Consider the following 15265-nt stretch of genomic DNA (forward strand, 5'->3'; position numbering starts at 1 on the left):
GGAGTGACGCGCCGCCGCGGCGGAACGGGGCCGAGGTTGCTGGGCCACAGGGTACGCGCAGCGCCCCAGCCATGTCCAGCGTCGCGATATCTGATGGGGCGGGCACTGACCGCGACCCTTCGATGTGGAGGTCAAAGCATCGCGCGAACGGGGGAGAGCCGTCACGTCCTCATGCGTCCGCCGCTTGCTTGCATCTGTTGCGTTGCAGCATTACACGGGTGGATGAAAACGCTTACATTCCGCGGCAATCGCGCATAGCGGAGTGGGGATGAGCGTCACCATCAAGGACGTCGCGAAGGCCGCCAACGTGTCGGTGGCCACAGTGTCGCGCGCCCTCAACGGCCATCAGAATGTGGCCGATGCGGTGCGTCGGCGGGTGGCCGAGGCGGCGGCTCAATTGCGTTACAGCCCGCACCACGCGGCGCGGAGCCTCAGCAGCCGGCGCACGCAGACCGTCGGCGTCGTGCTGCCCGATCTGCACGGCGAGTTCTTCTCCGAGCTGATGCGCGGCGTCGACCAGGTCGCGCGCACGCGGGGGCTCCACCTGCTGGTCTCGAGCTATCACGGCAATCCGGAAGCGCAGGGTGCGGCGCTGCGGGCGATGCGCGGCCGTGTCGATGGGCTGCTGCTGATGTCGCCTTATGTCCACGACACGGATTTCCTGGAGCGCAATGTCGACATCAGCCTGCCGCTGGTGCTGATGAACGCGGCAGGTGAGGGGGCCTACCGCTCGATCGGCATCGACAACTACGGTGGCGCACGCGAGATGGTCCGCCACCTGGCAGACGTGGGGCACCGCCGCATCGCCTTCATCACCGGGCCCGACGACAACGACGATGCGCGCGAGCGGCTGCGCGGCTATCGCGACGGTCTGGCTGCGGCCGGCCTCGGCCACGATCCCTGGGAACTGAAGGGCCAGTTCGACGAGGATTCCGGCCACCGGGCCGGCGAGGCCTTGCTGGCGATGGCGGAGCGCCCCGATGCCGTGTTCGCGTCCAACGACATGATGGCGATCGGCTGCCTGTATGCGCTGGGACGGGGCGGGGTCCGCACACCGGACGAGGTGGCAATTGTTGGCTTCGACGATATCCCGCTTGCACGCTACGTTCACCCTGCGCTAACGACGATGCGCGTCGACATCGCTGAGCTCGGCGCGCGCGCGCTCAAGGCGCTCGTCGCCCTGGAAGCACATGTCGAGGGCGCGCCGTCCGGCGACGACGCGCTGCTGCGCCCCGTGCTGGTGGTCCGCGATTCGTGCGGCAGCCGGTCGCCGTAATGCCCGCCGCGCCGTGCAAGGCACCTTGGGAGGGGCGCCGATGACGATTCGTATGTCTCCACAAGACCTGCCCGGCCATTTTCTGTCCGGGTGACGGCCTTGCGCGCCCCGCACGTGACCAGCGCCCGGCCGCCGCCCGACCTTGTCGTCCTCGCTGTCCGAATCCACGATCCTTCTCTAGAGAATCCCAGATGAAACCCCTTCGCCAACGCTCGCGTCTGATCTCGCGTTCCCTCCTCAGCATCGCATTGACAGGCTGCCTGTCGATGGCCGCGCCGGCCGTGCTGGCGCAGTCCACGGCGGCGACCATCCGCGGCCAGGTGACCGTCGATTCGGCGCCGGCAGGCGACGCGCGCGTGACCGCGATCAACACCGCGACCGGCCTGACCCGCAGCGTCGCGGTCGGCGCCAACGGCAGCTACAACCTCGCCGGCTTGCCGCCGGGCACCTATCGGCTGCAGGTCGAGGCGAACGGGCAGAGCAGCTCACAGAACGTGACCGTCGCCGTCGGCCAGACTGCGACGCTGAACCTGGGCGTGGGCGGCGTGGCCGAGACGGCGACTGCGGGTGAGGCGACCAATCTGGATGCGGTCCGCGTGACTGCGCCTGTCAGCGTGGAGACCAAGACATCCGAGGTTGCGACCTATGTGAGCCAGCGTCAGATCCAAGCGCTGCCGCAAGCCTCGCGCAACTTCCTTGCATTCGCCGATACCGTGCCTGGCATGGTGTTCGAGACGCGCAGCAACAACACCTCTCAGCTGCGCAGCGGCGCGCAGAGTGCGAACGGCGTGAATGTCTTCATCGACGGCGTCGGTCAGAAGGGCTACACGCTCGCAGGCGGCATCAGTGGGCAGACGCAGAGCCAGGGCAATCCCTTCCCGCAGTCGGCGATCGGCGAGTACAAGGTCATCACGTCCAACTACAAGGCCGAGTACGACCAGATCAGCAGCGCGGCGGTGACCGCAGTCACCAAGTCGGGTACCAACGAGTTTCACGGCGACTTCTTCTGGGATCAGACCGGCACGCCGAGCTGGCGCGCCTCGACTCCGGTCGAGCAGAAGCAGGGGCGCAAGAACGATTCGGGCGAAACGCAGTATGGTGCCACATTCGGTGGTCCGATCATCAGCGACCGTCTGTTCTTCTTTGTGGCGTATGAAGCCAAGGAGTTCCAGCGCCCGCGCACCGTTCGTCCCGATTCCAACCTCAATCCGGCGGACTTGACGCCCGAATTGGCCAGCTATCTGACCACCGCGAGCGTTCCGTTCGACGAAGACCTGTGGTTCGGCAAATTGACCTGGCAGGCGGGCGATGCACATTTGGTCGAGCTCACGGCCAAGCTCCGCGAGGAATCCGAACTGACCGGCATCGGCAACGGACCCAACACGCCGGAATACGGCAAGACCAACAACAACGACAGCAGACGCTACGACCTGCGTTACCAGTTCAGCGGCACCAACTGGCTCAACGATGCGCACATCACCTACGAGGACGACACCTATAACCCGCGTGCGATCAGTATCGCCAACGGACAGTCGATTCTGGGCTGGACGCAAGGGCCGGATCCGACGCGACGCGGTGTGTTCCTCAACCTCGGTGGCGGTTCCGACTTCCAGAATAAGGGCCAGAAGGGCTGGGGCTTCCAGAACGACCTGACCTTTACGGGTTGGGAGGGGCACACGATCAAGATGGGCTTCAAGTACAAGGACGTCGAGCTCAATGCCTTCGAGCAACAGCCGTACAACCCGCTGTTCCGCTACGACTACTACGCCAATCTGGCCAACGGAAACACCCAGTTCGCCGACATGATCCCGTACGAGGTGCAGTTCGCGCCCGATTACGCGGGCAGCCGCAATATCACCTCGAGCAACAAACAGTACGGCATCTATATCCAGGACGATTGGGAGGTCACCGATCGGCTGATGCTCAACCTCGGCTTGCGTTATGACTATGAAACCTCGTCGAGCTTCGAGGATTACGTGACCCCGCAGGGCGTCGTGGATGCGCTGCGTGGTTGGTCGAACATTAATCAGCCGGGCGTCGACTACGACTACAACGATTACATCAGCACCGGTCGCAATCGCAAGCCGTTCAAGAATGCGTGGCAGCCGCGCCTCGGCTTTTCTTATGACTTGACGGGTGAGCAGCGCCACGTGATTTTCGGTGGTGCCGGTCGTGCCTACGATCGCAATGTGTTCGATTATCTGGCGCTCGAGCAGTCCAAGGGCGCGTTCCCCAGCTTTACCTACCAGTTCAATACGCCCAATCATCCCTGTACGGTCGGTACCAATAACTGTCTCGCATTCGACCCGGCACTTTACAATCGCGATAATCTCTACGCGCTGATTGCCGGGCCGACCCGCGCCGGTGCCGAGGTCGACCTGGTGCGTAACGACCTGAAGGTGCCGTACTCCGATCAGGTGAGCCTGGGTATCCGCAATGTATTTGAGATGGGCGGAAACGATTGGAACACGTCCGCAGCGGTCGCCTACATCGAGAGCCACGACGGCATCCTGTTCACGCTGGGTAACCGTCGTGCCGATGGCTCTTACCATGCGCCGGGCGCCACGTTCGGTGGTGCGCCGTTCGATTCCGAGTTCCAGTTGCCCGGCTACGGCAGCGTCATCCTGGGCAGCAACGGTGTGGAAACCCGTCTCTCACAGTTGCTGCTGTCGCTCGAGAAGCCGTTCCGGGCCGATTCGCCGTGGGGCATTACGATGGCCTACACCTACAGCGACGCGAAGGAAAACCGTGGGAATGCGGCCAATTCCGACGAGCATTACTCGTTCGACTATCCCAATCTGGATGACGTCGCATTCGTGCGGTCTGTGGGCATCTCCAAGCATCGGCTAGTGACCACCGGTATCGCTGAGTACTGGGGCGTCCAGTTCTCCGCGAAGCTGACGCTGGCGACGCCGCCCGGCAAGGAAGGACTCAACTGCTTCACCCCGACCGGGTGTGCAAACGGTTACTTCGAGACCTACTACTTCAGCCCATCGCGGGTGCGGCAGCTCGATCTGGCTGTGCAGAAGGAATGGGATACCGGAACCGACCTGCGGCTGCGCATCCGCGGCGACGTGCTCAACGTCACCAACGACCACAGCTTCACCAACTATGTGACCGATCGCGGCGACCAGAACGGCCCCAATCCGAACTTCGGTCAGCGCTCCAACGACGAGATCCTCGGCAACCTGCCACGGACGTTCAAGCTGTCCTTCGGTATCAGCTGGTAAGTCACCCCCGCTGCCGGTCCCCCTCGGGAGACCGGCAGTTTTATACTCCACCCTGAAAACGATTTCACCGCGAGGTTTCCTTCACGATGCGATCCCGTCTCCGTGCGTTCCAACTCCTGATGCTCGTCGCAATCGCGGCCTTGTTCCTGGCCGCCTGCGGCAAACAGGAGCCTGCCGAACCGGCGGTGCCGCCGCCCAAGCCGGGGCCCATCGCGCAGGTGCCCGAACCCGAACCCGAGCCTGAAGAAAAGGGACCGCCCGAACTGCCGCCCTTGTTCGCCGATATCGAGCGCCGGACGTTCCAGTACTTCTGGGACACCACCAACGAGGTCAACGGCCTGACGCCTGACCGCTTCCCGTCGCGCCCGTTCTCCAGCGTCGCGGCCGTGGGCTATGCGCTGACCGCGTATCCGATCGGCATCGAGCGCGGCTGGGTGAGCCGCACGCAGGCGGTCGATCGCACGCTGACCACGCTGCGGTTCTTCCGCGACGTGAAGATGGGGCCGCAGGCCACCGGCACCGGTGGTCACCAGGGCTTCTTCTATCACTTCATTGACATGGACAAGGGCCACCGCGTCGAACCGTGGGTGGAACTGTCGAGCGTCGACACCGGCCTGATGATGATGGGCGTGCTGTTCGCACAGTCGTACTACGACCGTGAAGATCCGCGCGAGGCTGAGATCCGCAAGCTTGCCGATCAGCTGTACCGCAATGTGCGCTGGCCGTTCCTGCAGCAGCGCAAGCCGCTGATCTCGATGGGCTGGTATCCCGAGAGCGGCTTCATCGAGCATGACTGGACGGGCTACGACGAGGCGATGCTGGTCTACATCCTCGCGCTCGGCTCGCCGACGCATCCGGTCGGGCCCGAGGCGTGGGAAGTGTGGACACGCACCTACGATCGGCTGTGGGGCGTGTTCCGCGGCCAGGAGTACCTGAGCTTCGCGCCGCACTTCGGCCATCAGTACACCCATGTCTGGGTGGATTTTCGCGGCATCCGCGACGACTACATGCGCCGCCGTGGCATCGACTACTTCGAGAACAGCCGCCGTGCGACCTATGCACAGCGCCAGTACGCGATCGACAACCCGATGGGCTGGAAGGACTACGGCGAGAACGTCTGGGGCCTGACCGCCAGTGACGGCCCGCAGCGCACCGACCAGGACTACAACGGCGAGCAGCGCGAGTTCCGCCACTACAGCGCACGCGGCGCGGGCCTGGACGTCGCGTTCGATGACGGCACGATCGCGCCGACCGCAGCGGTCGCGTCGATCGCGTTCGCACCGGAGATCGTGATCCCGGCGACCGAGGAGATGCACCGTCGCTACGGCGACTACCTGTACTCGAGCTACGGCTTCCTGGACGCGTTCAACCCGAGCTTCACCTACGAGGACGTGCCGCTGAAGACCGGCCGCATCGTGCCGGGCAAGGGCTGGGTGGCCAGCGATTACATCGCCATCGACCAGGGGCCGATCCTGGCGATGATCGCCAACTACCGCAACGACTTCGTCTGGAACGTGATGAAGAAGAACCCCTACATCCGCGCCGGTCTGGAGCGGGCGGGGTTCACCGGTGGCTGGCTCGCCGGCGAGGACGAGCCCAAGGATTCGGGCCCGCCGGACGCCGATGCAGCGACCGCGCGTGCGGTCGGCATCGCCGAGTCGCGCGGTGCCAACCAGACGCCGCCGCGTGATGCGCCGGCGCCGGCGCCCGCACCTGCGCGCGCGTCCGATCCGGTGCCGGTCGAGTGAGTCGCGTCGGACGCCGCGCGTGGCGTGCAGGGGCAGGGCGGGCATGACGTCCGTGATCCGCCGTGCCTGGCTGTTGTGCGCACTGGTGCTGGTCGTGGCCGGTTGCGCGCGGCGGTCCGACGAAACCGTGATCCGGTTCTGGGCGATGGGCCGCGAGGCCGAGGTCGTCGCCGAACTGGTGCGCGAGTTCGAGGATCAGCATCCGGGCATCCGGGTGCAGATCCAGCAGATCCCGTGGACCTCGGCGCACGAGAAGCTGCTCACCGCCTATGCCGCCGACGCGCTGCCCGACCTGTGCCAGCTCGGCAACACCTGGGTGCCGGAGTTCGCGGTGCTCGGCGCGCTGGAGCCGGTGCAGTCGCGGGTCGATGCCTCGACGATCATCGACCAGGCGGACTACTTCCCGGGCATCTGGGACACCAATGTCGTCGACGGCACGCTGCTCGGCGTGCCCTGGTACGTCGATACCCGCCTGGTGTTCTATCGCCGCGATCTGCTCGAGGCGGCCGGCGTGACGCGCTTCCCGCAGACCTGGGCCCAATGGGAAGACGCGATGGCGGCGGTCAAGCGCCATGTCGGGCCGTCGCGCTACGCGGTGATGCTGCCGCTCAACGAGTTCGAGCAGTTGCTGTCGTTCGGCCTGCAGCAGGACGACCCGTTGCTGCGCGACGACGACGGCCGCGGCAACTTCCAGAGTCCGGGCTTTCGCCGGGCGCTGGGCTTCTACACCAACATGTTCGAACAAGGCTGGGCGCCGCGGATGTCGGAGACGCAGATCTCCAATGTCTGGGACGAGTTCGGCCGGGGCTTCTTTACCTTCTACGTCTCGGGCCCCTGGAATATCCGCGAGTTCCGCACGCGCCTGCCGGCCGAACTGCAGGACAAGTGGGCGACCGCGCCGCTGCCAGGGCCCGATGGTCCGGGCGTGGGCATCGCCGGCGGCACGTCGCTGGTGATGTTCCGCGATTCGCCCAACAAGGAGGCGACCTGGCAACTGGTCGAGTTCCTGTCGCGGCCCGATATCCAGGCGCGGTTCTACCAGCTGATCGGCAATCTGCCGCCGCGGCGCAGCACCTGGGCTTCGGGCGAAATGCAGTACGGAGAGGAGGCGCTGGCGTTCCGGGAGCAGCTCGAACACGTGCGGCCCACGCCGAAGGTCCTCGAATGGGAGCGGATCGTGCAGGAGATGCGGTTGGCCAGTGAGCGCGTGGTGCGCGGCGGCATGCCGCAGGATCAGGCACTGCAGGGGCTGGACGCGCGCGTGGACACGCTGCTCGAGAAGCGGCGTTGGGTTCGCGCGCAGGCGGCGGCAGCGGAAGGCGCGACCCATCCCAGCGGGGAGGCCGCCCATGCGCGCTAGTACCGCAGGCTGGGTGTTCGCCGGGCCGGCGCTGATCCTGCTCGGGGTGTTCTTCGGTATCCCGGTGGCCTCGGCGCTGCTGCTGAGCCTGACCGACTTCGATCTCTATGCGTTGTCGGATACCGCGAACCTGCGCTTCGTCGCGCTGGGCAATTATCTGGATCTGCTGCAGACGCCGCTGTTCTGGAAGTCGCTGGGCAATACCGCGTACTTCGTCGTCATCGGCGTGCCGTTGTCGATCGCGGTGTCGCTGGGTGCGGCGTTGCTGCTCAATGCCAAGGTGGCGCGGTTCAAGGGACTGTTCCGCACCGCGCTGTTCGCGCCGGTGGTGACCACGCTGGTCGCGGTCGCGGTGATCTGGCGCTATCTGTTCCACACCAGCTACGGCCTGGTGAACTGGGCGCTGGGCCATATCGGCATCGCGCCGATCGACTGGCTGGGCGATCCGACCTGGGCGATGCCGACGATCATCTTGTTCGCGGTGTGGAAGAACTTCGGTTACAACATGGTGATCTTCGTCGCCGGGCTGGCGGCGATCCCCGAGGACCTGTACGAAGCGGCGCGCATCGACGGCGCGTCGCGCTGGAAGCAGTTCGTCCATGTGACGCTGCCGATGTTGGGGCCTGTGCTGCTGGTGGTGGCGGTGATCACGGTCTCGGGTTATTTCCAGCTGTTCGCAGAGCCCTACGTGATGACCCGCGGCGACCCGCTGCAGAGCACGGTCAGCGTGCTGTACTTCATGTACGAAGAAGGCTTCATGTGGTGGAACCTGGGCCGCGCCTCGGCGGTGGCCTTCATGCTGTTCCTGATCATCCTGGGCGTGACCACGCTGCTGCTGCGCGCCGGCCGGCGCAAGGAGATGGTATGAGCGCGGTGCAACGCGAAGTCGGCGCGTCGCGCTGGTCGGGCTGGCTGGTCAACGGGGGCCTGGTCGTACTGGCGTTCATTGCGCTGGCGCCGCTGCTGTGGATGTTGTCGGTCTCGTTCATGCCCACCGGCGAGGCCAGCAGCTTTCCGCCGCCGTTGCTGCCGTCGTCGTTCACCACCGCGAACTACGCGCAGTTGTTGCTGCGCGGGGGCATGGTCGGCTACTTCACCAACAGCCTGCTGGTCTCGGGCGCGATCACGCTCGGCGCGCTGCTGATCAACACCATGGCCGGATACGCATTCGCCAAGTTGCGCTTCGCCGGTCGCGAGCGGCTGTTCCAGTTGCTGCTGGCCGCGTTGGTGATCCCGGCGCAGGTCGCGATGCTGCCGCTGTTTCTGATGATGAAGGGCATGGGGCTGGTCAACAGCTTCGGTGCGGTGATCATCCCGGGCCTGGCGACGGTGTTCGGCATCTTCCTGGTGCGCCAGTACGCGCGCTCGATTCCCGACGAACTGCTCGAGGCGGCGCGCATCGACGGGGCAGGCGAGCTGCGGATCTTCTTCCAGATCGTGTTGCCGATGCTCAAGCCGGTACTGGTGACGCTGACGATCTTCACCTTCATGGCCGCCTGGAACGACTTCATGTGGCCGCTAATCGTGTTGACCGACCAGAGCAACTACACCCTGCCGGTGGCGCTGGCGGCGCTGTCGCGCGAGCACATCCAGGACGTGGAGATGATGATGGCCGGCGCCGTTGTCACCGTGATCCCGGTGCTCGTACTGTTCATCGCGCTGCAGCGCTACTACATTCAGGGCCTGCTGCTCGGAAGCGTGAAGGGGTGAGGGCGCATGCTTGCGAAGCACTGCTTCGCATGCGCCCGAACGCCGCGCCAGGGATGGTGTGGCCGGGCTCTCCGGCGCCGACCCTGCCGCGCCATGGATGGCAGGGGAGCAATCCGGGGTGTGTGAATGCCTGCTCGGCACGGCCGCGCGCTCGCCCCCATCTGCACGTCCTCGAGCCGTCATGAGGGCTGCGTCGTGCGCATCTGCAACCCGAGTGCCGTGGCGATACGCGCATCCGCGCGCCTGAATCCGATCACCGCAACACCCGAACCACGGAGTCACCGTCCCGCATGAAGATTCTCGACACCCGCGCTGACCGCGCGCCTGCCGACACCGACATGATGCCCGCCGGCGACGTCCTCGCAGTCGATGGCCGTGCCCGCGCCGCCCTGGCGATCCGAGCGGCCGGTATTGCCGCGATAGCGGCCGCGTTGGCGGCCTGTTCCGTCGTACCGTCGCCGGGCGGCGAGACCGGCGCAACGGGCGATGCGGATGTCCGGGTGCTGGACGATTTCGAGGACCCGTCGGCCTGGACCGTCGTGACCTCCAACCAGGTCACCGGCACGTTGCGCAGGATCGACGGCGATGACGGTGGCGCGCTGTGCCTGGACTACGACTACAACGGCGTGTCCGGCCATGTCGGCATCCAGCGCGAGCTGCCGCTCGATTATCCGGACAACTACCGCTTCGGCTTCCGGCTGCGCGGTGAGTCGCCGGCCAACGACCTGCAGTTCAAGCTGATCGATGCCAGCGGCGACAACGTGTGGTGGGTCAACCGGCCCAAGTACGATGTTCCGACCGAGTGGACACAGGTCCAGTACCGCAAGCGCCACATCGACAAGGCCTGGGGCCCGGACCCGGACAAAACCCTGCGCGCGAGCCGCAAGGTCGAGTTCACGATCTACAACAACGCCGGCGGCAAGGGCAGCGTGTGCTTCGATACGCTGACGTTCGAGCCGCTGCCGCCCGACGACGACTCGCCGCTGACTGCCAGCGCTACCTCGACGAGCACGCCCGATGGCGCCGACAAGGCGGTCGACGGCAATGCCGCCACCGCGTGGGAGGCCGGCGACGCCCCGCAGAAGCTGGTGCTGGACCTGGGTAAGCTGCGTGAGTTCGGAGCGCTGCGTCTGCAGTGGCTCGACGGGCGGCATGCGGCCGATTACACGGTGTCGTTGTCGACCGACGGCGAGCAGTGGACGCAGGTGCGCGAGGTCGCCGGTGGCAATGGCGGCGTCGACTGGTTGTCGTTGCCCGAGTCGGAGGCCCGCTATGTCGGCCTCGACCTGCGGGCCGGTCCGGGTCAGGGCTTCGCGCTCGCCGAGGCGGCATTGCAGCCGGTCGCGGTCTCGACCCATCCCAACGACTTCCTTAAGGCGGTCGCTGCCGAGCGGCCGAAGGGTCAGTTCCCGCGTGGCTTCAGCGGTGAACAGCCGTACTGGACGATCCTGGGTCTGGACGGCGGCACCGAGCAGGGCCTGATCGGCGAGGACGGTGCGATCGAGGTCGCGGCCGGTGGTTTCTCGATCGAGCCCTTCATCCGCGCCGGCGATGGCCTGGTGACCTGGGCCGATGCCCGGATCACCCAGTCGCTGCAGGACGGTTACCTGCCGATTCCGAGCGTGGACTGGGTCCACGACGCGGTGTCGCTGCGCGTGACCGGCTTCGCCCGCGGCACGCCCGAGGCATCGCAGCTGGTCGCCCGCTATCGGTTGACCAACTCGGGCCGCCAGCCGCGCGACTTCGAGTTCGCGCTGGCGGTGCGGCCGATGCAGGTCAACCCGCCGACGCAGTTTCTCAACATCAAGGGCGGTGTGAGCCCGCTGCACAGGCTGGCGCTCGCGCCAGACCGGGTCAGTGTCGACGGCGTGCCGCGTGTGTTCGCGCGCGAGCCGGCGCAGCAGGTATTCGCGACGACCTTCGACAGCGGCATGGAGATCGAGCACCTGGCTGCCGGTGCGCTGCCGGCGACGACCGAGGTCGAGGACGCGCAGGGGCTGGCCTCCGGCGCGCTGGTCTACACGGTGCGGCTCGAACCGGGCCAGTCGCGCGAGTTCGACCTGCTGATCCCGATGACCGGCGCGGCGCCGTCGCTCGCGCCCGGCCAGTGGCAGCCGCAGGCCTGGCAGGACGAGATGGCGCGTGTGTGGCACGGCAAGCTCGGCGAGGTCGGTATCGAGGTGCCCGAGGCCGGACGCGACCTGGCCAACACGCTGCGCACCTCGCTGGCGCACATGCTGATCTCGCGCATCGGCCCGCGCCTGCAGCCGGGGACGCGCTCGTATGCGCGCAGCTGGATCCGAGACGGCGCGATGATTTCCGAAGGTCTGCTGCGGATGGGGCGGCCGGAAGTCGTCAAGGACTACGTCGAGTGGTACGCCCCGTACCAGTTCGACAACGGCATGGTGCCGTGCTGCGTGGACGACCGCGGCAGCGATCCGGTGCCCGAGAACGACAGCCATGGCGAGCTGATCTTCAACATCGCCGAGTACTGGCGTTACACCCACGACGACGCCTTTCTGGCGCGCATGTGGCCGCACGTGCTCGGCGCGTTCGACTACATGGAAACGCTGCGCGCCAGCGAGCGCACCGAGGAGAACCGCAAGGTCAACGCGGCCTTCTACGGCATGATGCCGGTCTCGATCAGCCACGAGGGCTACTCGGCCAAGCCGATGCACTCGTACTGGGACAACTTCTGGGCGCTGCGCGGCTATAAGGATGCAGTCGAGATCGCACAGGCGCTGGGCAAGACCGAAGACGTGGCGCGGATGACCGCCGCACGCGACGAGTTCCGCACCGATCTCGACGCCTCGCTGCGTGCCGCGGCCAGGCTGCACGGGATCGACTATCTCCCCGGCGCGGCCGAGCTCGGCGATTTCGATCCCACCTCGACGACGATCGCACTGGCGCCAGGCGGCGAGCAAGGGCGGCTGCCCGAAGACCTGCTGGTCAACACCTTCGAGCGCTACTGGACGCTGTTCGCCGATCGCCGCGACGGCCGCAAGCCGTGGAAGGACTACACGCCCTACGAGTGGCGCAACGTCGCCGCGTTCGTGCGGCTGGGCTGGCGCGAGCGCGCCAACGACGTGCGCGAGTGGTTCTTCGGCCACCGCGCGCCGCTGGCGTGGAACCAGTGGGGCGAGGTCGTCACGCCGACGCCGCGTAAGCCATTCTTCCTCGGCGACCTGCCGCATGCCTGGGTGGGTTCGGACTTCGTGCGCTCGGCGCTGGACATGTTCGCCTACGTACGCGAGGTCGACGACAGCATCGTGCTGGCCGCGGGCGTGCCGGCTGACTGGTTCGACGGGATCGGCGTACGGCTGCACGGCATGCGCACCCCGCAGGGCAAGCTTGGCTACCGGTTGCGGCGCGAGCACGACGTGCTGGCGCTCGACGTCGATGCCGATGCCGGCCTGCCGCCCGGTGGCCTGGTGCTGCAGTGGCCGTATCCGAACGTGCCCGGTGCGACGACCATCGATGGTCAGGCGGCGCAATGGCAGGGCAACGAACTGCGCATCGCGCGTGCCGGTGCGCAGGTGCGCGTGCAGATCCCCGTCTCGCCCTGAGTCACACCACACCCATGCACCGTCCCCGCGTTGCGCGACGCCTCGCGGGGACCGCTGACACCAGACAAGGAGACATCGGCGGGATGACCACCACCAGACTCGGCCGCGCGTTGCTGTGCGCGCTGGCCATTGCCGTCCCCGGCCCGGCGCTGACGGCGCAAGATTCAACGGCCGCCATGCCGTGGATGGATCCGGATAAGTCGCCGGATGCGCGCGCCGCGCTGCTGGTCGCGGCGATGACCCAGGACGAGAAGTTCCAGTTGCTGCGCAGCCGCTTCGCGATCGGCGAGAACAAGCCGGCCGAGGCGCTGACCGCGGCCGGCTATGTGGCGCCGATCTCGCGCCTGGGCATTCCGGCGCAAGGCCTCCTCGATGCGGGCCTGGGCGTCACCAACCCCGGTGGCGCGCGCGAAGGCGACCACGCCACCGCAATGCCGTCGGGACCGGCGACCGCATCGACCTGGAGCCGCGAGGTGGCATTCCTGGGCGGCCAGACGATGGGCCGCGAAGCGTGGCGGCAGGGCTTCAATGTGCTTCTGGCCGGCAGCGTCAACCTGCAGCGCGATCCGCGCAACGGGCGCAATTTCGAGTACGCCGGCGAGGATCCGCTGCTGGCCGGCACGCTGGTCGGCGAGTCGATCCGCGGCGTGCAGTCGCAGCACGTGCTCTCGACGATGAAGCACTACGCGCTCAACGACATGGAGACGCATCGCAATTTCCACAGCGCGCAGATCGGCGACCGTGCGATGCACGAATCCGACCTGCTCGCGTTCCGCATCGCGCTGGAAATCGGCGCGCCCGGCTCGGTGATGTGCAGTTACAACCGCATCAACGGCGTCTATGGCTGCGAGCACGACGAACTGCTCAACAACGTGCTCAAGCGCGACTGGAAGTACCCCGGCTATGTGATGTCCGACTGGGGTGGGGTGCACAGCGCGTCGAAAGCGGCGCTCGCCGGGCTGGACCAGCAGTCGGCAGGCGAGGTGTTTGACAAGGCGGTGTACTTCGACCGTCCGCTGCGCATGGCGGTCGATGCGGGCGTCGTGCCGCAGGCGCGGGTCGACGACATGGCCCATCGCATCCTGCGCAGCCTGATCGCGGTCGGCGCGTTCGACCATCCGCCGCAACGCCAGCCGCCCGACGCCGAACTCGACGCGGCGGGCTTTGCGGTCGCGCAGCGCACCGCCGAAGAGGGTGCCGTCCTGCTGCGCAATGCGGACGACCTGCTGCCGCTCGGCACCGATGTGCGCCGGATCGCGGTGATCGGCGGCCATGCCGACCGCGGCGTGATCGCTGGCGGCGGCTCGTCGATGGTCGGCTGGACCTCGCGTGGGCCCAACGCAGTGCCGGGCGTGAAGCCGACCACCTGGCCCGGGCCGGTGATGTTCCAGCCGTCCTCGCCGTTGCTGGCCTTGCGCGAGGCGGCACCGCAGGCACGCGTCGACTACGCCGACGGCCGCGACCGCGCCGCTGCGGCGCGACTCGCGCGCGAGGCTGACGTGGCGATCGTGTTCGCGACCCAATGGTCGGCCGAGTCGGTGGACCTGCCGGACATGCACCTGCCCGATGGCCAAGACGCGCTGGTCGAGGCCGTTGTCGCGGCCAATCCGCGCACGGTGGTGGTGCTGCAGACCAATGGCCCGGTCACGTTGCCCTGGGCCGATCGCGTGCCGGCGATCCTGCAGGCGTGGTACCCGGGTATCCGCGGCGGCGAGGCGATCGCACGCCTGCTCACCGGCGCGGCCAATCCGTCCGGGCGCCTGCCGGTCACCTGGCCGGTGGATGTCGCGCAACTACCGCGGCCGCACGTGCCGGGCTTGGGCTTCGACCCGCCGCAGAAGCCCGACGACACGATCGATTACGACATCGAAGGCGCGAACGTCGGCTACCGATGGTTCGCGGCCAAGGATCTGACGCCGCGCTACGCGTTCGGCCACGGCCTGTCGTATGCCCAGTTCGCGTTGTCGGATCTGACCGTGCAGGCCGACGGCGACCGTCTGACCGCGCGCTTCGCCGTCCGCAATACCGGCGCGCGTGCCGGTGCGGCGGTGCCGCAGCTCTACGTGCACCTGCCCGAGGGCCACACCACGCCGCTGCGACTGGTCGGCTGGGACAAGCTCGATCTGCAACCGGGCGAAGCGCGCCAGGTCGAAGTGGCGCTGGCCCCGCGCCTGTTCGCCGACTACGACCCAGCCACCCGCAGCTGGCGCATTCCCGCCGGCCGCTACCGCGTGGCGCTCGGGCAGTCGGCCGCCGACATCGCGGAGACGGCGACGCTGCAGCTGACCGAACGCATCCTCGACTGAGCACCACGCGCCCCAAAACCGGGGTCAGAGTGGGATTTCGCGTTCAATGAGACTCGAAATTGCACTGTG

General features: G+C 67.0%; 8 protein-coding genes. All 8 read left to right on the forward strand.

Annotated elements, in window-relative coordinates; genetic code table 11:
* Nucleotides 1–268: 268 nt before the first annotated feature.
* The 8 genes from MNO14_RS06800 to MNO14_RS06835 all read left to right on the forward strand — a co-directional run bounded on the left by MNO14_RS06800 (nt 269) and on the right by MNO14_RS06835 (nt 15196).
* Nucleotides 269–1276 carry a LacI family DNA-binding transcriptional regulator gene (locus MNO14_RS06800; RefSeq protein ID WP_241945942.1) on the forward strand — a complete coding sequence of 336 codons (1008 nt, stop codon included), beginning with the start codon at nt 269–271 and terminating at the stop codon, nt 1274–1276.
* Between the two features lie 191 nt (nt 1277–1467).
* A complete protein-coding gene (locus tag MNO14_RS06805; protein WP_241945943.1) occupies nt 1468–4506 on the forward strand; it encodes a TonB-dependent receptor in 3039 nt (1012 codons plus the stop codon).
* 86 nt (nt 4507–4592) lie between these two features.
* Nucleotides 4593–6254: a glucoamylase family protein gene (locus MNO14_RS06810; RefSeq protein WP_241945944.1), complete on the forward strand. Its 1662-nt coding sequence runs from the start codon at nt 4593–4595 to the stop codon at nt 6252–6254.
* Between the two features lie 43 nt (nt 6255–6297).
* A complete protein-coding gene (locus MNO14_RS06815) occupies nt 6298–7614 on the forward strand; it encodes a sugar ABC transporter substrate-binding protein (RefSeq protein ID WP_241945945.1) in 1317 nt (438 codons plus the stop codon).
* Nucleotides 7604–8482 carry a sugar ABC transporter permease gene (locus MNO14_RS06820; protein ID WP_241945946.1) on the forward strand — a complete coding sequence of 293 codons (879 nt, stop codon included), beginning with the start codon at nt 7604–7606 and terminating at the stop codon, nt 8480–8482. Before MNO14_RS06815 ends, MNO14_RS06820 begins: the two co-directional genes overlap by 11 nt.
* Nucleotides 8483–8487: 5 nt before the next feature.
* A complete protein-coding gene (locus MNO14_RS06825; protein ID WP_241946282.1) occupies nt 8488–9324 on the forward strand; it encodes a carbohydrate ABC transporter permease in 837 nt (278 codons plus the stop codon).
* Nucleotides 9325–9614: 290 nt separating this feature from the next.
* A complete protein-coding gene (locus MNO14_RS06830; protein ID WP_241945947.1) occupies nt 9615–12890 on the forward strand; it encodes a discoidin domain-containing protein in 3276 nt (1091 codons plus the stop codon).
* Between the two features lie 176 nt (nt 12891–13066).
* On the forward strand, nt 13067–15196 hold the full coding sequence (locus MNO14_RS06835) for a glycoside hydrolase family 3 C-terminal domain-containing protein (protein ID WP_241946283.1): 2130 nt from the start codon (nt 13067–13069) through the stop codon (nt 15194–15196).
* Nucleotides 15197–15265 lie beyond the last annotated feature (69 nt).

The sequence above is a fragment of the Luteimonas sp. S4-F44 genome (assembly GCF_022637415.1).
In the GTDB taxonomy this organism is placed as follows: domain Bacteria; phylum Pseudomonadota; class Gammaproteobacteria; order Xanthomonadales; family Xanthomonadaceae; genus Luteimonas.

Coding starts and splice junctions, on each gene's coding strand:
- MNO14_RS06810 (WP_241945944.1), top strand. CDS start 4,593: ATGCGATCCCGTCTCCGTGCGTTCCAACTCCTGATGCTCGTCGCAATC.
- MNO14_RS06815 (WP_241945945.1), top strand. CDS start 6,298: ATGACGTCCGTGATCCGCCGTGCCTGGCTGTTGTGCGCACTGGTGCTG.
- MNO14_RS06830 (WP_241945947.1), top strand. CDS start 9,615: ATGAAGATTCTCGACACCCGCGCTGACCGCGCGCCTGCCGACACCGAC.
- MNO14_RS06800 (WP_241945942.1), top strand. CDS start 269: ATGAGCGTCACCATCAAGGACGTCGCGAAGGCCGCCAACGTGTCGGTG.
- MNO14_RS06835 (WP_241946283.1), top strand. CDS start 13,067: ATGCCGTGGATGGATCCGGATAAGTCGCCGGATGCGCGCGCCGCGCTG.
- MNO14_RS06805 (WP_241945943.1), top strand. CDS start 1,468: ATGAAACCCCTTCGCCAACGCTCGCGTCTGATCTCGCGTTCCCTCCTC.
- MNO14_RS06820 (WP_241945946.1), top strand. CDS start 7,604: ATGCGCGCTAGTACCGCAGGCTGGGTGTTCGCCGGGCCGGCGCTGATC.